At 62.6% G+C, this 19,256-nt stretch carries 13 protein-coding genes and 1 tRNA gene; 6 read left to right on the top strand and 8 right to left on the bottom strand.

What is annotated here, in order from left to right:
- Positions 1 to 45 precede the first annotated feature (45 nt).
- Entirely contained in the window at positions 46 to 1,014 is a 969-nt protein-coding gene (locus tag EB230_RS32150; protein WP_172374918.1) for a LysR family transcriptional regulator, read from the top strand.
- An 8-nt stretch (positions 1,015 to 1,022) separates the two neighbouring features.
- Here EB230_RS32150 and araD1 read toward each other — a convergent pair whose 3' ends face one another.
- The 4 genes from araD1 to chvE all read right to left on the bottom strand — a co-directional run bounded on the left by araD1 (position 1,023) and on the right by chvE (position 6,203).
- Positions 1,023 to 2,015 (bottom strand): AraD1 family protein, encoded by a 993-nt coding sequence (gene araD1 / locus EB230_RS32145; protein ID WP_056570068.1) that lies wholly within the window; start codon positions 2,013 to 2,015, stop codon positions 1,023 to 1,025.
- Positions 2,016 to 2,216: 201 nt separating this feature from the next.
- Entirely contained in the window at positions 2,217 to 3,503 is a 1,287-nt protein-coding gene (gene mmsB / locus EB230_RS32140) for a multiple monosaccharide ABC transporter permease (RefSeq protein ID WP_056570070.1), read from the bottom strand.
- Positions 3,500 to 5,032 carry a multiple monosaccharide ABC transporter ATP-binding protein gene (gene mmsA, locus EB230_RS32135; protein WP_056570468.1) on the bottom strand — a complete coding sequence of 511 codons (1,533 nt, stop codon included), beginning with the start codon at positions 5,030 to 5,032 and terminating at the stop codon, positions 3,500 to 3,502. The genes mmsB and mmsA overlap by 4 nt, the downstream gene beginning before the upstream one ends.
- Before the next feature lie 100 nt (positions 5,033 to 5,132).
- The gene (gene chvE / locus EB230_RS32130) at positions 5,133 to 6,203 is read right to left on the bottom strand and encodes a multiple monosaccharide ABC transporter substrate-binding protein (protein WP_056570072.1); all 1,071 of its coding nucleotides are present in this window, start codon (positions 6,201 to 6,203) and stop codon (positions 5,133 to 5,135) included.
- Positions 6,204 to 6,514: 311 nt separating this feature from the next.
- Here chvE and EB230_RS32125 point away from each other — a divergent pair, with 311 nt between their 5' ends.
- The 4 genes from EB230_RS32125 to EB230_RS32110 all read left to right on the top strand — a co-directional run bounded on the left by EB230_RS32125 (position 6,515) and on the right by EB230_RS32110 (position 15,121).
- Positions 6,515 to 7,504: a LysR family transcriptional regulator gene (locus tag EB230_RS32125; protein WP_056570074.1), complete on the top strand. Its 990-nt coding sequence runs from the start codon at positions 6,515 to 6,517 to the stop codon at positions 7,502 to 7,504.
- Positions 7,505 to 7,608: 104 nt separating this feature from the next.
- Positions 7,609 to 8,259: a response regulator transcription factor gene (locus EB230_RS32120; protein WP_140775430.1), complete on the top strand. Its 651-nt coding sequence runs from the start codon at positions 7,609 to 7,611 to the stop codon at positions 8,257 to 8,259.
- 5 nt (positions 8,260 to 8,264) lie between these two features.
- The gene (locus EB230_RS32115; RefSeq protein WP_246739000.1) at positions 8,265 to 9,989 is read left to right on the top strand and encodes an ATP-binding protein; all 1,725 of its coding nucleotides are present in this window, start codon (positions 8,265 to 8,267) and stop codon (positions 9,987 to 9,989) included.
- 314 nt (positions 9,990 to 10,303) lie between these two features.
- Positions 10,304 to 15,121 carry an autotransporter domain-containing protein gene (locus EB230_RS32110; protein ID WP_082582605.1) on the top strand — a complete coding sequence of 1,606 codons (4,818 nt, stop codon included), beginning with the start codon at positions 10,304 to 10,306 and terminating at the stop codon, positions 15,119 to 15,121.
- A 154-nt stretch (positions 15,122 to 15,275) separates the two neighbouring features.
- Here EB230_RS32110 and EB230_RS32105 read toward each other — a convergent pair whose 3' ends face one another.
- Positions 15,276 to 15,497, bottom strand: coding sequence for a hypothetical protein (locus tag EB230_RS32105; RefSeq protein ID WP_056570084.1), 222 nt, complete (start codon positions 15,495 to 15,497; stop codon positions 15,276 to 15,278).
- Positions 15,498 to 15,936: 439 nt separating this feature from the next.
- On the opposite strand from EB230_RS32105, the gene EB230_RS32100 reads away from it, so the two are divergent.
- Positions 15,937 to 16,698 carry a Stf0 family sulfotransferase gene (locus EB230_RS32100; protein ID WP_056570086.1) on the top strand — a complete coding sequence of 254 codons (762 nt, stop codon included), beginning with the start codon at positions 15,937 to 15,939 and terminating at the stop codon, positions 16,696 to 16,698.
- A gap of 78 nt (positions 16,699 to 16,776) precedes the next feature.
- Here EB230_RS32100 and EB230_RS32095 read toward each other — a convergent pair whose 3' ends face one another.
- From EB230_RS32095 to EB230_RS32085, 3 genes are all read right to left on the bottom strand, one after another.
- Positions 16,777 to 17,010: a hypothetical protein gene (locus tag EB230_RS32095; RefSeq protein ID WP_056570088.1), complete on the bottom strand. Its 234-nt coding sequence runs from the start codon at positions 17,008 to 17,010 to the stop codon at positions 16,777 to 16,779.
- Positions 17,011 to 17,094: 84 nt separating this feature from the next.
- Positions 17,095 to 17,168 (bottom strand) — tRNA-Gly (locus tag EB230_RS32090).
- 97 nt (positions 17,169 to 17,265) lie between these two features.
- Positions 17,266 to 19,152 carry an acyltransferase family protein gene (locus tag EB230_RS32085; protein ID WP_056570234.1) on the bottom strand — a complete coding sequence of 629 codons (1,887 nt, stop codon included), beginning with the start codon at positions 19,150 to 19,152 and terminating at the stop codon, positions 17,266 to 17,268.
- Positions 19,153 to 19,256 lie beyond the last annotated feature (104 nt).

The raw sequence follows: 19,256 nt of genomic DNA, 5'->3' as shown, positions 1-19,256 counted from the left end.
AGCAATGAGAATTGATTTATAGCTTCAATAACTGATTGGAATACTATGGACGTCGCTGCAGCCTTGAGGGCTTTCTTGCGGACCGTCGAGAGAGGGTCGATAACAGGCGCCGCGCGAGACTTGGCCATTTCCCAGCCTGCGGTATCAAAGCTTGTCTCGAACCTGGAGAAACATCTCCAGGCCCGGCTCCTGGAGCGTTCGGCGCGCCACGTCAGACCCACGCCGGAAGGCAGGGCACTATATGATGCGAGCCGGACTCCCTTGGCCCAGATCGACGCCGCTTTGGAAGGTGTGCGATCGGACGCCGGTGTGATCGAGGGCGGTATTCGTGTTCATACTCCCTCATGCATCGGGGCGAAAAATCTGCATCCAATCGTGATGGAGTTTCAACGCAGGCATCCGAAGGTGACGGTGGAGCTTGTTCTCGAAAACAGGATGGTCGATCTGGTCTATGAAAATTTCGACCTTGCAATCCGCTATGGGCGCCCGGAGGCGCAAGAAGTTATTGTTCGGCGCATCGGTCAGGTTCGTCGAATTTTGGTTGCCAGTCCGTCTTTCCTGCGAAGGGTCGGACCTATAGACACGCTCGATCAACTGGCCGTGGCTGATCTTGTCGTTACTCCGGCCGTACTGTCCTCCCGCAACATGCTCGCGCTCATCAAAGGTTTTGAGCAGACGGAAGTGGCGGTTCATTCGATCCTGCGTACGAACGATGCGAGCGTGATCGCAAATACGGTCCTGAGCGGCCATGCCGCTGGACCGGTTCAGCTTCTTCTCGTGTCCGAGGATTTGAAGGCTGGGCGGCTCGTTCGAATCTTGCCCGACTACGAGGTACGGCCAAGCGAATTGTTCATCGCTTACCCATCCATCCGGTTCATGCGCCCAGCCGTCAGGGCGCTGAGCGACCATATCATTTCTCGGTTGACGCAGGTCGACGGCGTCGACACGACCGGCGTCGCCCCGGCGGAAAAGGCTTTGGGGCCAAGCATTGCCCTTCTCGACGCACTCCAGTAACGAGCGCCTTACAGAGCCTTCACCGCGACCTTCACAGGCTTTTCGATCTCCAGCGGATTGCGCAGCGGCAGGCCGAAATCCCCAGCCTCGATCTCGAATACATCGCCGGCCTCGGTCTTGACGCCATCGGCGAAGGACAGCGTCGCTGTGCCGAACATGTGCACATGCACGTCGCCCGGCTGGCGGAACGCCGAATATTTGAAATGATGGTGTTCGAGATTGGCGATGGTGTGCGACATGTTCGCTTCGCCTGACAGGAACGGCTTTTCCCACAGTGTCTCGCCGTCGCGCACGATGCGCGACGTGCCCCTGATATCGGAAGGCAGGTCGCCGATCAGGATCTCCGGCCCGAACGAGGCATTGCGCAGCTTGGAATGGGCGAGGAAGAGATAGTTCACGCGCTCGGTCACGTGGTCGGAAAATTCGTTCGACAGCGTGAAGCCGACACGGAAGGGCGCGCCGTCGTCGCCGATGACATAGATGCCGGCCACCTCTGGCTCTTCCCCGGCGTCCTTGGCGAAGGCCGGTGACAGGAGCGCCGCACCTGGCGCCACGGCCATGGTGCCGTTGCCCTTGTAGAACCATTCCGGCTGCACGCCGACCTGGCCTTTGGCGGGCTTGCCGCCCTCCAGGCCCATTCGGAACATCTTCATGGAATCGGTGAGCTGCTCCTCGCCATCGGTGCTGAGCTTCTTGTGCATGGAATCGCGCGTCGCCGCCGAGCCGAGATGCGTCAAGCCCGTACCGGTGAGATGCAGGTGAGCCGGATCGGGATGGTTGATCGGCGACAACAGCCGCCCCTTCTTGTAGGCCAAGTCGAGATCGATCGTCTCGCCAAGCCCCTTGCGCTCGATCAGCGTGGCAAGGCCGACGCCGGTGCGGGCAGCTTCCATGGCCAGCGAATAGACGCTGCGGGCGCCGTTGATGATCCGGGTCTTGCCGCCGCTGCGGGCAACGACACGAATGGTGTCGGCGTCGTCGAGAATCTGCGAGATCAGCATGGTCAGTCCTCTCTCATGTGTCTTGGCCCGGCTGCCTCCTGGCAAACCTTGACCTGCGCGGCTCGGACCTAGCCGCGCCACGGGTTGAACTCTTCGTCCGGATTGCGCTCGCGGGCTTGATCCCCCGGGGGATCTCCTGATGCCGACAACTTGCCGGCAGCGCCGCGATCGTATGCCTCCTGCTTGCCTCGCCTAAACCTGTCAGGCTTTGTTCTTGTTGTAGACGTCGAAGATCACGGCGCCGAGCAGAACCAGGCCTTTGACCACTTGCTGCCAGTCGACGTTGACGCCCATGATCGACATGCCGTTGTTCATCACGCCCATGATGAAGCCGCCGACCACGGCGCCGATGACCTGGCCGACGCCGCCCATCGCCGAGGCGCCACCGATGAAGACGGCGGCGATGACGTCGAGCTCCGAGCCCAGACCCGCCGCCGGCACGGCCTGGCCGAGGCGGGCAGCGATGATCAGGCCGCCGAGCGCCGACAGCACGCCCATGTTGATGAACACGTAGAGCGTCAGCCGCTCGGTGTTGATGCCCGACAGCTGCGCCGCCTTGGCGTTGCCGCCCATTGCGTAGATGCGACGGCCGATGGTCATACGCTTGGTGACGAAGACGAACAGCGAGATCAGCACGCCCATGACTAGGAGTACCACCGGCAGTCCCCTGTAACTGGCGAACTCATAGACCAGGAACAGCGCCAGCGCGCTGGCGACCAGCGTCTTGACGACGAACAGGGGGAAGGGTTCGGCCTCATAGCCATGGCGCTCGCGCTTGCGCCGGGTGCGCAGCCCGAAATAGGCATAGGCCAGCACGGCGATCACGCCCAGCACGATCGTCGTCATATGCAGCGTCAGGCCGCTGCCCATGATGGTCTTGCCGGCGGCATTCACCGTCGGTGGGATCAGCGTCAGCGGGCCGATCACGTCCGGTATGAAGCCGGAGCTCAGCGCCTTGAATTCGTCTGGAAGTGGCCCCACCGAGGATCCGCCGCCCAGCAGCGCCTGGCAGATGCCGCGGAAGATCAGCATGCCAGCCAGCGTCACGATGAAGCTCGGTATTCGGTGATAGGCGATCCAGTAGCCTTGCGCCGCGCCGATAAGGCCGCCCACGATCAGGCAGACGATGGACACCACCAGCGGATTGCTGAGGGGCCCGAGCTGCCAGATGACCATCATGTTTGCCGCCAGCGCTCCGATGAAGCCCGCGACCGATCCGACGCTGAGGTCGATATAGCCGGAAACGATAACCAGCAGCATGCCCAGCGCCATCACGATGATGAAGGAGTTCTGCTGCACCAGATTGCTGAGGTTCACCGGCTTGAACAGCGTTCCCGACGTGGTGAACTGAAAGAACAGCATGATGACGATCAGCGCGATGATCAGACCGTATTCGCGCAGGTTCGCCGTCAGCGCCGAGACGGCGATGCGTGGACGTTGTTCTTCGGCGACGTTGCCCTGCGGGGCGGGGGCGCTTTCGGTGCTCATGCTGCTTTTCCTTCTCCCCGAACGATGGCGCGCATTATTTTTTCCTGGCTTGCGTCCGCCGCGGGCATTTCGCCCACGATGCGCCCTTCGTTCATGACGTAGATGCGGTCGGTGATGCCGAGCAATTCCGGCATCTCCGACGAGATGACCACGATCGCCTTACCTTCCGAGGCAAGACGCGCGATGATCGTATAGATTTCGTACTTGGCGCCGACATCGATGCCGCGTGTCGGCTCGTCGAGGATCAGCACGTCCGGGTCGGCGAACAGCCATTTCGACAGCACCACCTTCTGCTGGTTGCCGCCCGAGAGATTGCCGGTCATCTGATAGACGCTCGATGCACGGATGTTCGTCTTCTTGCGATAGTCGTTGGCGATGGCGAGCTCGCGCAGATCATCGATGACGCTGTGGCGCGACACGCCGCCGAGATTGGCGAGTGTTATGTTGTGCTTGATGTGGTCGATGAGGTTGAGACCGTAGGTCTTGCGGTCCTCGGTGACATAGGCGATGCCGTGTTCGACCGCCTTGCTCACCGACGAGACATCGATCTGCTTGCCCTTGAGCAGCACCTCGCCGGTGATGCGGCGGCCATACGAGCGGCCGAACAGGCTCATTGCGAATTCGGTTCGGCCAGCGCCCATCAGCCCGGCAATGCCGACCACCTCGCCCTTGCGCACGTTGATGTCGATGCCCTTGATCACCTGCCGTTCGGCATGGAGCGGGTGGTAGACCGACCAGTTCTTCACTTCGAACACGACCTCGCCGATCTTGGGCTCGCGCGGCGGGTAGCGGTCGTCGAGCGAACGGCCGACCATCGAGGTGATGATGCGGTCTTCCGAAATGTCCTTCTTGGCCAACGTCTCGATGGTGCGCCCGTCGCGGATGACGGTAACCTTGTCGGCGACCCGGTTCACCTCGTTGAGCTTGTGCGAGATCAGGATCGAGGTCATGCCTTGCCGCTTGAACTCGAGCAAAAGATCGAGCAGCGCCTGACTGTCCTTTTCGCTGAGCGATGCCGTCGGCTCGTCGAGGATCAGCAGCTTGACTTCCTTGCTCAGCGCCTTGGCGATCTCGACCAGCTGCTGCTTGCCGACGCCGATATTGGTGATCAGTGTCTTGGGGTCCTCCTTGAGACCCACCTTCTTCAACAGGGCGCTGGTGCGCTCCTCGTTGGCATCCCAGTCGATCACACCGTATCTGGCGTGTTCGTTGCCGAGGAAGATGTTTTCGGCAATCGACAGCATCGGCACCAGCGCAAGCTCCTGGTGGATGATGACGATGCCCTTGTGTTCGCTGTCATGGATGCCTTTGAACTGGCATTCCTGGCCTTGAAAGATGATCTGGCCGTCGTAGGTCCCCGCGGGATAGACGCCCGAAAGCACCTTCATCAGCGTTGACTTGCCGGCGCCGTTCTCGCCGACCACGGCGTGAATCTCGCCTTCCTCGACACGCAGGTTGACATTCGACAGCGCCTTCACGCCGGGGAACGTCTTGGTGATGTCGCGCATCTCCAAAATCGTCGAGGTCATTGGCGCAAGCTCCTCCGAGGCCGGCAGAAACAATACCGGGGTCGCTTGTGAACGAAAAGGGGCCCTGCGTTGCGCAGGACCCCTGACTTTACAACCGAAATTACTTCAGGTCTTCGGCCTTGATGTAGCCCGAGTCGACGACCAGCTTCTGGTAGTTCGACTTGTCGACCTCATGCGGCGTCAGCAGGATCGAGGGAACGACCTTGACGTCATTGTTGTAGGTCTTGGTGTCGAGGCCATCAGGCTTGCCGCCCGAGAGCACCTTGTCGACGAGTTCGACGGTGGCCTTGGCCAGATCGCGGGTGTCCTTGAACACGGTCGAGTACTGTTCGCCCGTGATGATCAGCTTGACCGAGGCGGTCTCGGCATCCTGGCCGGTCACGATCGGCCAGGGCTGAGCGGCCGTGCCGTAGCCAACGGCGCGCAGCGAGGCGGTGATGCCGCGCGACAGGCCGTCATAGGGCGACAGGACGCCATCGACGCGGCTGCCATCCGAATAGTTGGCCGACAGCAGGTTGTCCATGCGGGCCTGGGCGGTCGCCGCCAGCCAGCGCAGCGTGCCGACCTTGTCCATACCCATCTGGCCGGACTTGATCTTGATCGAGCCGTCGTCGATCAGCGGCTGCAGGACGGAAATCGCACCATTGTAGAAGAAGAACGCGTTGTTGTCGTCGGGCGAGCCGCCGAACAGCTCGACGTTCCAGGGCTTGGTGTTCGGGAAGCGCTCCTTGAGGCCCTTGACCAGCGAATTGGCCTGGATCACGCCGACGCCGAAATTGTCGAAGGTGGTGTAGTAGTCGACATTGGCGGTCTTCTTGATCAGGCGGTCATAGGCGACGACGACGACGCCGGCGTCAGCGGCCTTCTGCAGCGCATCCGACAGGGTGGTGCCGTCGATCGAAGCGATGATCAGCGCCTTCGGGCCTTTGGTGATTTCGTTTTCCAGCTGGCTGAGCTGGTTGGGGATGTCGTCCTGCGCGTACTGCAGGTCAACGGTGTAGCCGAGAGCCTCGAGCTGGGACTTGACGGCATCGCCGTCATTGATCCAGCGCTGCGAGGTCTTGGTCGGCATCAGCACGCCGACAAGACCCTTGTCGGCCGCGTGCGCCGAGTAGGTCATGGCAGCGATGCCAAGCGCCGCGACTGCGGCCAGTGTCTTGATGATTTTCACTTAACTCTCCCTGGTTGATGGACGCGGCACCCCGGGGGTCGCGGGCCGCGCAATCGTGCAGAAGCGCCAAGGCACTGCTGCCGTCATATCGATCTCCGGTATCCTCCCATGGCCCCGAAACGCTGATTTCAATCGATACGATTTTATCGTCGGCGACCGTCGCGTCTCGGGACGCGCTGACGTTGCCGCCCTTTTGCCATAACTGTCAAATGCGATCTTTGATGATTGCTATACCGCAAGTGGTATGTGTTATGATGCGTGATGGATCGCTGGCAGATACCAACGGGCCGCGAGCGGAGGTAAGGAAAGCCATGGCGACGTTGCCGAATCCGGTCGCGGTTTCAAACGTTTACAGTGACGTACCGGGCGACGGCGAAACCCTGCTGCGCAGCGGTCTCAGCCTGCGCCACATGCGCATGATCGTCGCCCTCGACGATCATGGCCGGGTGAGCGCGGCGGCGCAGGTCATGAACATCTCGCAGCCCGCGGCCTCGCGCATGATCGCCGAGATGGAGGCGGTGCTCGAGGTCAAGCTGTGCGAAAGGCTGCCTCGCGGCATCACGCTGACACCCTACGGCAAGGCGCTGGCCAGGCGTGCGCGGTCGATCCTGCTGGAGATGCGCGAGGTCGACCGCGAGATTTCCGAGCTCAAGGCGGGCAAGGGCGGATCGGTGTTCCTCGGCGCTGTGACGGCGCCCGCGATCGAACTGGCGGTACCGGCGATCCGCGAAATCCGCCGCATCTACCCGCGCATCGAGATCACCATGCAGGTCGAGACCTCGAATGTGCTGGCGCGCGAACTGATCGCCACACGCCACGATTTCATCATCGCCCGCATCCCCGACGACCTCAATCCGCGGCTGTTCGAATCGCGTGTCATCGGCGTCGAGAAAGCCTGCCTTATCGTGCGCCGTGGCCACCCGCTCACCAGCGGCGGCGTGGTGCGGCTGGAAGACACCGCCGCCTATGACTGGGTCTTCCAGTCGGGCGGTTCGCCCTTGCGCCAGGCGATGGAGAGCAATTTCCTGAACCGCAACATCGCCCTGCCGGACCGAATCCTCAACACCAGTTCGCTGCTGCTCACGCTGGTCATGGTCGCGCAATCCGACGCCATCGCACCGGTGTCGGTGCAGGTGGCGAAATTCATCCAGAATCCCGACGGGCTCGCCGGCGCCATTGACGTCGTCCAGACCGAATTCGACATCGAGGTCAGGCCCTACAGCCTGATCACGGTCAGGAATCGCGTGCTGTCGCCGGCCGCCAAGATGCTGCACGATTTCATCCTGCGGGAGGTCGGTTGATGCGTGGCCACATGATTGTCGGCGGGTGCGGAGGTTGCCATCTGGTGTATTGATCGGTTTACAATGACCCTGCAGATCCATTGCAGGACAGGCGGGTAGGGGACGTGAAAGCGAACGTCGTCGTTGTCGAGGATGATCCGCTCGTCGCCGCTCATGTCGGACGCGGCGTGGCGGCGCATGACGGCTTGTCGCTGGCGGGCATCGCGGGCACGCTGGCCGGTGCGCGTGCTCTGCTCGAGGAGAAGGTGGACCTGTTTATTCTCGATCTTGGCCTTCCCGATGGAAGCGGGATCGAACTGATCGAGGAAATCCGTGCACGAGGCGGTCTTGAGCCGAAAATACTCGTCCTCTCGGTGCTGGGCGATCAGGATACGGTGCTGGCGGCTGTGCTGGCGGGAGCGGACGGCTATCTGCTGAAAGATATCGACAGTCTCGACATCGGTCAGCAGGCCGCCGATGCGTTGACCGGTGGTGCGCCATTGTCGCCCAGCATCGCCGCTTATGTGCTGCGTCATCTGCGCCGGCAACGGGAAGATTCGAAATCGGATGATGCCGATCCGCCGCTGTCACCGCGCGAAATCGAACTGCTCCAGCTTCTGGCGCGGGGGTACAGCAACCGGCAGGCGGCGGCCGAACTGGAAATATCGCCGTACACGATCGGCGATCACGTGAAATCGATCTACAGGAAGCTCAGGGTGAGCAATCGGGGCGAGGCCATGGTACGCGCTTTTCGCAGCGGGCTGCTGCGCCTGTGACCATCATGCCCCGGCTGACGGGATGGCGCCGCGCGCTGGCTATCATTCTCGGCGCGCAACTGCTGTTCTGGTGCGCTTATACGCTCATCATCGCCAGTTTTCAGCCTGTGGGCACACTAGAGGAATATCGGTTGCCGGCGGCGCGGGCGCTGCTGGCGTCCGAGCCGACCGAGGTGGGCGCCTATGCTGCCGGGCTTTCAGGGCCGGCCATGCTGCGTATCCCAGGCTGGCAGCCCGTGGTCCTGCGGCCGGCGCAGGCGAGTCTGTTGTCGCGCGCGGAGACGTCGGCCGGGAATGAGTGGTCGCTCACCTGCCGGGGAAATCCTTGTCCGGGGGCCGCGACAGCTTATGCAGGGCCTTTCGACCGTATGGATGAGACCGCCGGTCGGGAGAAGTTCCAGCGTTTCGACATGGTATGGCTGGTCGTTGTGACGGAACTGATGATGGGCGCAGCGCTGCTCGTCCTGTTGCCGGTCAACGGCTTTTCGCGGCTCCAGTGCATCACCGGCCTGCTGCTCATATCGGTGGGCATCGACGCCTGGCTCACCACCTTCGGGGCGGAGAGCCTGCCCTATGTCTGGTTTCCGTTGCTGCGCTACGGCGTGGAATATCTGATGCTGACGTTAGCAGCGCTTGCCGTGAACGCCTTTGCCGACTGGCGGTCGCGCGAGGCGTGGGCAGCCTGCGGCTGCTTTGGCGTCGCCTTCGCCATATTGCTTCGGACCATGGCCGCAGGCGTCGGCTTTGCGACAATTGTGCCCTGGCTCGATGCGGTGGCGCTGACCCTGCTGTTGGGATATGGCGTTTTGGCCTTGCTGCGGATGGGACGGACAGCTCCCGGGCCGGCGATCCGGGTTCTGGCGATATTGCTGGTCGCTCTTGCCTCGATTGGCTTCGACCTGTTTCTCTTGCCGCCGCCCAACGGCTTCGCGCTGCAGGCGTCGGTCCTGGCACCGCCATTGACGATGTTCGGCATCCTGTTCGAGATCGCTCTGCAGGGGCACAGGCTCAACCAGGAGGCGGAGGAGGCGCGTAGCGACCTGGAACGTCAGGTGCTGGAGCAGGATGCGAGCCTGCTGCGCTCCTCGCGATTGTTGCGCCATCAGGAACGGTTGCTGGCAATCGACGCAGAGCGTCAGCGTCTGCTGCGCGACATGCACGATGGGGTCGGAGGTGTGCTGACGCATCTTCTCCTCGATGTCCGCGAGAATCGACTGACCTCACGGGAAATCGAGCAGGGATTGCAGTCTTCGGTCGATGACCTGCGCAACATGGCCAGTGCGATCGATGCGGGCAACGAACCGATCGACGAGGCGCTGGCGATGTTCCAGGAGCGCATGGCAGGCCGTCTTGCCCGATCCGGCATCACGCTGGACTATCGCTGCACGCTCCCGACCCCGGCGCCGAGCCTCGACGTGCGGCGGCTGCTCAGCCTCTATCGGCTGTTGCAGGAGGGTATCGCCAACAGCTTGCGCCATGCTTCCGCCACCAGGATCGAACTCGCGATGAACCCCGGTGACGATGGCGTCATTCTCGTCATACTGTCGGACGACGGAATGGGGTTCGAGCCCGAGAGAGCCTCGGGCGCTGCCGGCGAAGGACGAGGCCTTGCGAACATACGTCGTCGGGCTGACCAGATGGGCGGACGAATAGCAATCGAAAGCGCGCCTGGGCGCGGCACGCAACTGACCTTGGCCATTCCGACTCACGCTGCGGGACGAAAGGCCTGATCGCTGCGTCAGAGGTGGTCGGAGCGGGGCTCGAGCGCTCGGCGGTCCGGCTTAAGATGACGGCCGACCGGATGCCGGTAAGCGAGTTGCCTGGCCGCCGGGCCAAATGCCGAAATTTGCCGTGATATTCTGCCGGTACCCCCTCGAACGCGGGATTGATGTATCCGCCGCCCCGGCGGAAAAGATCATCAACGACTCCCGTCCGGGATCGGGGAGCAAATCAATGAAACCGTGGTGCCGCCGATGGCGGCGCGGGGGAGGGCGTATGCCCGCGCTCCCTTGCGCCGACGCGCGGACGGCTGCCGTGGGGGGGCATGGCAATGAAGGCAGGGCGCGGCAATCGTTCGAGGACCATTTCGCTCGGCAGGCTGTCGGTCACGACCTCGACCCTCGCGCTCCTCGCCATCGCGTGCGCGCCTTCGACGGGCCATGCGCAACAGGCTTGTGACCCGGGAGGGGGACCGTATACCGGCGGTTTCCCGGTTTTCAACGGCGGCCCCACCAATGGTTGCAAAGTCGACGCCGATACAGCCGATACTTTTAGCGGCACCGTGGCCGCAACCTTCCGCAATGGCGCCGTCCTCAATGCGAACGCGGCCGGCGCCGTCAGCGGCGGCCTCGTGCAATTGCCGACCTTCGATGCCGTCGTGAATGCGAACGTCGCCAACGCCATCACCGGTGGCACGCTGACAATCAACGGCACCGTGAACGCACTGGCCACCGGCGCCATCGATGGCGCTTGGTTGAGGCTCGGTGGAGACGGCGTCGTCAACATATGGGCCGCCAACGCAACGACAGTGAATACCGACTTGGAGTTCGGCAGTCAGGCAGTGGCCGCGGGAGGTCTCCTCAACCTCAACGGCTACAGCACGACCATCGGTCGGATCACGAACTACATCCCCAGCGGGCAGATCGTAAACGGCGGCGCGACGGATGCCGTGCTGACGATCGATGGTTCGGCACTTGGAGATTCTTCTTTCGGTGGCGTGATCGCCGACGGCGCCGGTGGCGGCACGCTCGCTTTGGTCAAGCGCGGGTCGGGCGCGCAAACGCTTTCGGGCTCCAACACATATACCGGCGGGACGCGGATCGAAGCGGGCACCCTGGACCTCAAGGGCAACGGCACGCTCGGTGCGCCAACGGGGGAGCTCTACATCGGCAGCGGCGCCACGCTCCTTCTTGATACAACGGCCCTGACGGTCGGCTCGCTGTCGGGTGCGGGCACCGTCACCCGTTCGGACTTCAACCCCGGCCTGCTCACCGTCAATCAAGCCACCAACACCACTTTCAGTGGCGCCATCGCGGATTACTTCGACGAAATCAACGGCGTAACCACCATGACCGGGCTGACCAAGTCCGGGACCGGCACGCTCACCCTGAGCGGCAGCAACACCTATACCGGCACCACCAATGTGACGGGCGGCACGCTGCTCGTCGATGGATCCCTGGGCAATGTGATGTGGGGGCCCATTCTGTTGGGCACGTCGACGGTTGCGATTGCGTCCGGCGGCAGTCTCGGCGGTGCCGGATCGATCGCCGGCGACGTTTCCGTGGCGTCCGGCGGCATCCTCCTGGGCCGCACCGGCCAGACCCTGTCGATGGGATCGCTGGCGCTGAATGCTGGCTCGGTTATCGATGTCTCTCTCGGCGCACCGGGCAACACGCGCCTGTTCAACGTCGCTGGCAACCTGACGCTTGCCGGCACGCTCAATGTCAGCGACGCCGGCGGTTTCGGCGACGGTCTCTATCGCCTGTTCGACTATGGCGGGGCGCTGACCGACAACGGGATGACCATTGGCGCGACGCCAGCCGGTTATGCTGGCGGCGATCTGGCCGTGCAGACTTCAGTGGCTAACCAGGTCAACCTGCTGGTCGGGGCGGTAGCGCCCGGCTCCTACAGCTTCTGGAACGGCGCGCACACCGTGCCTAACAATATGGTCAACGGCGGCACAGGCACCTGGAGCGCTGCCGGAACCAACTGGACGAACGCGGGCGGCAGCGCGAGCGGCGTCTACGATCCAGCGGCCATGATGATCTTCCAGGGCGCGCCGGGCGTGGTCACGGTCAGTGCGGGCGGTGGCGCGATGGATTTGGGCGGCGGGATGCAGTTCTTCGTCGATGGCTATCAAATGTCCGGCGATGCGCTCAATCTCACCGGATCCAGCGTTCCGATCCGCGTGGGCGACGGCACCACGGACGGCGCGGGCATGTCCGCGACCATCTTGTCTGCGCTCACCGGCAGCGGTGGCATCGACAAGACCGACCTCGGAACGCTCATTCTTTCCGGATTCAACACGTACACGGGTGGAACCACGATCTCGGCGGGCACGCTGAAGTTCGACGTCGACCTGGGCGGCACGCTTGGCGCACCGACTGGTGCGCTTGCGATCGCCGGCGGTGGCACGTTTGATCTTACCGGTACCAACCAGACGGTCGGCGCGCTGTCCGGCGCCGGCAGCATTACCACTACGGTGTATGGCGGCCGGCAAAGCCCGCTCACGGTCAATCAGGCGACCAACACCAGTTTCAGCGGTGCGATCACGGACGGATTCATGACGGGCGCTGGGGACGGCGCCGTGTGGCTCATCAAGGATGGTGCGGGCACGCTGACCCTGACCGGCAACAGTGCGTTTTCGTTCACCACCGTCGATGGCGGCACGCTGGCGATCGCACATGGCGGTACGGTCGCGAACCTGACCAGCTATATCGGCGAAGTGGCCGGCAGCAATGGCACGATGCTCGTTACCGGCATCGGGTCAGTGTGGACGACGGATTATCTGCGCCTCGGCTATCAGGGTGCGGGCACGCTTACCGTCGCGGATGGTGGCAGAGTCAGCACCGGCGTCGGCACGGTCGATATGGTGCGCACAAGCTCCGCCAGTGGCACGCTGAATCTGGACGGCACGGCCGGAGCACGCGGGGTTCTGGAAACCGGCGGTGTCTGGAAAGGTCACGATGGCGCGAGGGTCAATTTCGATGGCGGCATTTTGCGCGCCACGAGTGCCGACACCGATCTGCTCGGGCATTTCGCTGCCGGCGATGTGACGATCAAGGCGGGCGGCGCCTTCATCGACAGCAACGGTTATGACGTCGAGATCTCTTCCCCGCTGGGCGGCGTCGGGGCGCTGACCAAACAGGGCGCGGGCGAACTGTACGTGATCGGAGCCAATACGTACGAAGGCGGCACCAATATCGAGGCGGGGAGGCTGTTCCTTGGAGATGGCGGCACGCTCGGCGCCCCGACCGGATCGCTTTTCGTCGCAAGCGGCGCCACTCTCGATCTCGGCATCACGTCGCAGACCGTTGGTTCGCTGTCGGGCGCGGGCGATATCACCAGCACGGTGGCGATGGGATCCCCCAGCTTGCTCACCGTGGATCAAGCCACTGACACCACCTTTAGTGGCGTCATCAGGAATGGCATGCAACTCGTCAGTCCCGGCAGCAGCACCCTCCCGGCGATTCTCGTGCCGACGGTCGTTGGGCTGACAAAATCGGGCACGGGCACGCTCACCTTGAGCGGTGGCAATACCTATACCGGAAATACCAACGTGACCGGTGGAACGCTGCTCATCGAAGGGGCCTTGAACAGTACCCAGGTCGCGGTTGCATCGGGTGCTGCGCTCGGCGGCACCGGCACGATCACGGGCACGGTCACGGTCTCCGGCCGCCTCTTCACTGGCCCGGTCGCATCTGGCGTCGGCATCGGCACGATGAACGTGGGTGCCGTCACCTTCAATGCCGGCTCGACCTATCAGGTCGCCGCGAACGCGGCCGGACAAGCCTCCCGTCTCGACGTGACCGGGCCGGCCACGATCAACGGCGGGACGGTCAGCGTGCTGGCTGGCGCGGGCAGTTACGGACCTCAGACCGACTACACGATCCTGTCGGCGACCGGCGGCGTCAGCGGTACGTTCGCCAATGTGATCAGCAATTTTGCCTTCCTCGATCCTTCGCTCAGCTACGACGCGGACAACGTCTATCTGCGGCTGCACCGCAATAACATCAGTTTTGCCTCGGTTGGCCTGGGCGCCAACCAGATGGCCACCGGTGGCGGCGCCGAGAGCCTAGACAGCGGCAATCCGCTCTACGACGCCATCCTGGGGCTACCCGCCACGGCTGCCGCTCGAGATGCCCTCGACCAATTGTCGGGCGAGATTCATGCCTCGGCCAAGGGCATGCTGCTGGGAGATGGCCATTTCGTCCGTGATGCCGCCACCAGCCGCATCTCTGCCGCCTTCGGCGACGACAGCATGGCCGCTCTACCGATCATGGCCTATGGCGAGGGTGGTCCCGAAATGGTCGCCGCCGACACCGATCGTTTCGCCGTCTGGGGTCAGGCTTTTGGGTCTTGGGGCAGCACGGACTCCGATGGCAACGCCGCCGCCTTTGATCGCTCGACTGGCGGCCTGCTGGCCGGCGCCGATGCGTCGGTCGGCCGCTGGCGTCTCGGTCTGCTTGGCGGCTACAGTCATTCGAGCTTCGGTGCCGATGATCGCAATTCGAACGGTAAGAGCGACAACTATCATCTCGGCCTCTATGGCGGTACCAATTGGCGCGCCATCGCCTTCCGCACCGGCGCCGCCTACAGTTGGAGCAGCATATCGACCAGGCGCTCGGTAGCCTTCGACGGTTTTGCCGACGCGCTCTCGGCCGACTATGGTGCTGGCACCGCGCAAATCTTCGGGGAGTTCGCCTACAAGGCCGATGCCGGACAATTCAACTTGGAGCCTTTCGCCAATCTTGCTTATGTCAGCGTGCACACAAACGGGTTTACCGAGCAAGGTGGCCCAGCGGCGCTGGCCAGCGCCGCTTCGACCACCGATGCCACCTTCACCACCCTCGGCTTGCGCGGTTCCACCGAATTCACGCTTGGCGGCGTCAACGTCACAGCGCGTGGCATGCTCGGCTGGCGTCATGCCCTCGGCGATATCACGCCGCTGTCGACCGTCACTTTCGCCGGCGGCGATCGCTTCACCATCGCTGGCGTGCCGATCGGCAGGGACAGCGCGCTCATCGAGGCGGGTCTCGACCTGCTGCTCGCCCCCAACGCCAAGCTCGGCCTGTCCTATACTGGCCAGTTCGGCGGCGGCGTTGACCAGGGCGCCAAGGTCGATCTCGGCGTGAAATTCTGAGGGCGCCGGCGTCGCGTTCTGCCGCCGGCCGCCAAGATGCTGCACGATTCATCCTGCGCGAAGGGGGTGATGGAACAAGAAGCGCAGTCGCGCGTTCGATCCAATCGACATGTCGCTGGAGCCTGTTTTGGGCGAGGGAACGAGGTGCCGATAGTCACAACTCTGGAGGTTTTTGATGGAACGTCGGTTGTTTCTCACTGGAATGCTGGGCGTCGTCGGCGCGGTGGCGGTTGCGAGCGTAGCCGGGCCCGGCCGGGCTGTTGCCGGTATTCCCCAAGGCAACGGAATTCTCGACAAGCTGGATAAGCCGGATCCGGCTGTCTTCGAAGGCGGTGAAGAGGTCGAACTGGAACAGGTTTCCCATCGTCGCGGGCATTACCGCTATCGTCGCCGGCATGGCGGCAGGCGCCGCGGCTGGAGACGGGTGTGCCGCAGTTACTGGCGCCATGGTCGTCGCCACGTCCGTTGCTGGCGCGAGCGGGTATGGCTCTGGTAGCAATTGGATTCTCGCTGACGCAAGCCGGCCACCAACAGCGTGGCCGGTGTCGTCGGGATGCACAACCGTGCAGGGCCAATGTATGCGTTTGCAAATCGGTACCCAGGTACCGATCAGCCGATCGTTACGGATCCAGTCACGTATTTTAGCTTAATCTAACGCGTATTTTAGCTTAATCTAAGAATCGGTGGAACCAAATCAGCCGTTACCCGTTAGGGCGCTGTTTATCGGGAATTGTGACCATGCCAGACGGCTACCGAAGAGAATCGCATTCCGCAATTTTGATTACAGGTCCACAGGCCAGAGGCAATCCGCACGCATGAAGGGCGTGGCGATAGTGACCGAAGCCCGCAGCGGCTCCGAATGGCTCGGCAGTCTGGCAAACAGCACGGGAATATTGGGCCGGTCAGCCGAATGGCTCGATTCGGACACGTTGGGCGTCAGGCCGAAATCCTTCGACGAACTCCTGTCCGCCGTCATTGATCGTGGCGGGACCGAAAATGGCCGGTTTGCCGTCAAGCTGTTTCCACGCCACCTTCACTGGTCGCAAGCGAAATATGAAGCCGACTTCCTTGCCGAGTGCATCCGGCGCCATGCCATGGGTGTGGTCTTTCTGGAGCGGCGGGACCGCCTTCGCCAAGCGATCTCCTATTGCCGGGCGAAGGCGTCGGGTCGCTGGAGAAGCACGATGGGCGGCGCGGATCGGGTTCCGCAATACGACTTCGCCGGAATCTGCCAGGCCTATTTCATGATCGGGCAGAGCTATGCTTTCTGGGAGGCTTATCTGCGCATGGCCGACCTGCCTTACGACCATTTGTTTTATGAAGATCTGCTGGACGACCCTCGTCCCTACGTCGCGTCGGTGGCCCGGCAGTTGTCGATTGAAGTGCCGAACTGCGAGTTCAGGACAAATCTGCGGTTGCAGCGGGACAGCTGCACTGAAGAGTGGGCCGAGCGGTTCCAGAGCGACGCCAAGTCCAAGGGCCTGCTGGCCCATCTCCCCAAGAAGGTGGCGCCGCGAAATATCAACAACCTTGCCCGATTCCTGCTCAAGAAGCAGATGCGCATCGGCCAGGCTTAGATGGGCCTGACCAATCCCGTACCGAACCGCCGGACCGGGCCGAGCACCCCAAGGCGCGTTTGAGATCGTCCGCGCGGCCTACTGGTCCGAAAACCTCACGCTCACCCCGCGCTGCCGAAAATAAGCCTGCATCAGTTTGCGGCCCGAGCGGTTGTTCTGCGCCAACTTGGTCGGATCGAACACAGCCTCTTTTATACCCTCTCGTGTCAGGGCTGCCTTAAGCGTCGCGATATGTGCGTCGATGTCGGCATTGTCCGCCCGCAGCGACGCATAGATAGTTTCAGTCGCCTCGGCCACGGTCGGTTCGCTCACAGGTGTCGTCCTTTGTTTGATTGGGCGGCGGCTCTAAAAAGTGTCGCCTTATCCGCCTGTTGTCTGGATGGTGCGCCGAAAGCTTGGAGCGGGTAGCGGGAATCGAACCCGCGCGTTCAGCTTGGGAAGCTGACAGGCTACCATTACATCATACCCGCGCGTGCCCTCGTTACCATGAGGTTCGGCCTTCGGGCAATCGCAAAGCGGCTCTCGAAACGCACTCTCCAGAAGTTCCCTCGGCGCGGGCCTGGGTTTTTATTTTGCCTTCGCGACCTTGTCGCCGGCGGCAAAGCTCGGCCAGTATTTCGAGATGGCGAGTATCGCGCCTGCCGAAGAGAAATGACCGTAGTCGAAGTAGAGAAATTGCCTGGTGCCGGCGTCTGCGTAGGAGCAGCCGGCCGCGTCGCACAGATAGGCCAGCGGGTCGATGAAAGTTGCCCCTTTGACGAAAGGCAGCACCTGCTTGTTGATGTCCGGATTCATGGCCATCGGCCAGGATGTGTTCGCCAGGTGCTCTCGCCGGGCGAAGAAGGCGATTTTCTGCACGTCGGCGATGAACTCCGGAGATTGCCCGATGACATAGACCTTGACGCCCATCCCGTTGAGCCGGTCGATGGTCTTCTGCAGGCCGTCGAAGCCCCTGGCCTGGTAGTCGGTCCATCGTCCACTCAGGATCACGGCCTGGATGTTGGCATCGCGGATGATCGACAGTGCCCGTTCGTTGAAGCGCGTGCAGGCCGGCCGGGCATAGGAGAAGTAGCTCAGGTTTGGCGGGCAGCCGGCATAGGTGTACTGGATGACATTGGCCTGGATTTTCTGCGCGTTGGCCTCCAGCCCCGATACGTAGTGAGCGGCGAAGGAATCGCCCCACAACAGCACATTGACTGGAAAGCCATGCGTTCGGGTGCAGTCGGCTAGGTTCCAGTTCTCGATCCGGCTCGCGCCCTCGTTGAAGCAGACGCCATTGCGCCAGTCACCCACCAGCACCCGCTCCGTCGAGAAGTCCGGGAACCGTTGCGGAAACCCCTTGCCGAGCGCACCGGCCAAGCCGCCGACGCACAAAAGGGCGATCGCTGTCGCCGAAAAGGCGAAGATGGGCAGCGGCGCCGTGAAGGTGCTTTTCCGGCGGAACGGCTGCTCGACATATTTCCAGGAGAACGTCGCCAGGGCGACGCTCGCCACGATCATTGCGAGGATCGTCGGCACGCCGATGGCTTTCAGCGAGAGATAGTGGACGAACGAATTGATCGGCCAGTGAACGAGATAGAGCGAATAGGAGATGAGGCCGACCCAGACCAGCGGAGCGAGCTGAAGCACGCGGGTGGCGACAGGGACGGGTCTGTCCGGGTGCATCTGGCCCGCATAGATCAGCAGCGCCGTCCCGATACAGGGATACAGGGCGTTGTAGCCCGGAAACGGGTCGCTCTCCGAAATCGTCAGGAAGCCGAATGTGAGCAGGCCAAAACCGGCGAGGCCGATCAGTTCCGTCACCGGGCGGCTGGCAAGTGCCGGCGGCTTTCTCAGCATCAGCATGGCGCCCAGCGCCAGTTCCCAGATACGCGTCGGCAGCAAGTAGAAGCCGGCGGTCGGCGCCAGCGTGGTTGCCATCACCGCCAGGGCGAAACTGCCGATGGCAATCGGCAGCAATATCGTCAGCCAGCGCTTCGCGGCGTATCGGTAGATCAGATACACAAGGACCGGCGCGAAGATATAATACTGCTCCTCGACCGAAAGCGACCATGTGTGCAGCAGGGGCCGCAGTTCCGCGTCAATGGAGAAATAGTTGGTCGTCTTCCAGAAATAGATGTTCGACCAGAAGGTCGAGGCCGCGATCACACTGAGGCTGTACTCGTGAAGGTCGGACGGCAGAAGGATGAACCAGGCGGCAATGCTTGCGAGCACGATGACGAAGGTCAGTGCCGGCAGGATGCGTCGTGCGCGGCGCCAGTAGAAGCGGCCGATCGAGAACTGGCCGCGCTCGAGATCGTCGAGCAGGCTGCCGCTGATCAGATAGCCCGATATCACGAAGAAGATGTCGACGCCGGTGAAGCCGCCGGGAATTGCGGAGACGCCGAAATGGAAGAGCACGACGGGAAGCACCGCAACGGCCCGCAGGCCATCGATATCGCGCCTGTAGTTCATTCGGCCGGTCCGTACGCCGTGGTTCGTGCGGCGGAACCTGACATGCTCCTCATGCTGCGATGTCCCCGTCGTACAAGAAAACGTGGCCCATGGTTTTATGGACT

Source organism: Mesorhizobium sp. NZP2234 (assembly GCF_013170765.1).
Lineage (GTDB): Bacteria > Pseudomonadota > Alphaproteobacteria > Rhizobiales > Rhizobiaceae > Mesorhizobium > Mesorhizobium loti_D.
Note: the sequence above shows the minus strand (reverse complement) of the source record. Positions and strands in the feature narration are given on the sequence as shown.

What these genes read in the sequence shown, in the direction of transcription:
- EB230_RS32150 (WP_172374918.1), top strand. Translation starts at nt 46, where the DNA reads ATGGACGTCGCTGCAGCCTTGAGGGCTTTCTTGCGGACCGTCGAGAGA.
- araD1 (WP_056570068.1), bottom strand. Translation starts at nt 2,015, where the DNA reads ATGCTGATCTCGCAGATTCTCGACGACGCCGACACCATTCGTGTCGTT.
- mmsB (WP_056570070.1), bottom strand. Translation starts at nt 3,503, where the DNA reads ATGAGCACCGAAAGCGCCCCCGCCCCGCAGGGCAACGTCGCCGAAGAA.
- mmsA (WP_056570468.1), bottom strand. Translation starts at nt 5,032, where the DNA reads ATGACCTCGACGATTTTGGAGATGCGCGACATCACCAAGACGTTCCCC.
- EB230_RS32125 (WP_056570074.1), top strand. Translation starts at nt 6,515, where the DNA reads ATGGCGACGTTGCCGAATCCGGTCGCGGTTTCAAACGTTTACAGTGAC.
- EB230_RS32115 (WP_246739000.1), top strand. Translation starts at nt 8,265, where the DNA reads ATGCCCCGGCTGACGGGATGGCGCCGCGCGCTGGCTATCATTCTCGGC.
- EB230_RS32110 (WP_082582605.1), top strand. Translation starts at nt 10,304, where the DNA reads ATGGCAATGAAGGCAGGGCGCGGCAATCGTTCGAGGACCATTTCGCTC.
- EB230_RS32105 (WP_056570084.1), bottom strand. Translation starts at nt 15,497, where the DNA reads ATGCCCGCGACGATGGGAAACCTGTTCCAGTTCGACCTCTTCACCGCC.
- EB230_RS32100 (WP_056570086.1), top strand. Translation starts at nt 15,937, where the DNA reads ATGAAGGGCGTGGCGATAGTGACCGAAGCCCGCAGCGGCTCCGAATGG.
- EB230_RS32085 (WP_056570234.1), bottom strand. Translation starts at nt 19,152, where the DNA reads ATGAACTACAGGCGCGATATCGATGGCCTGCGGGCCGTTGCGGTGCTT.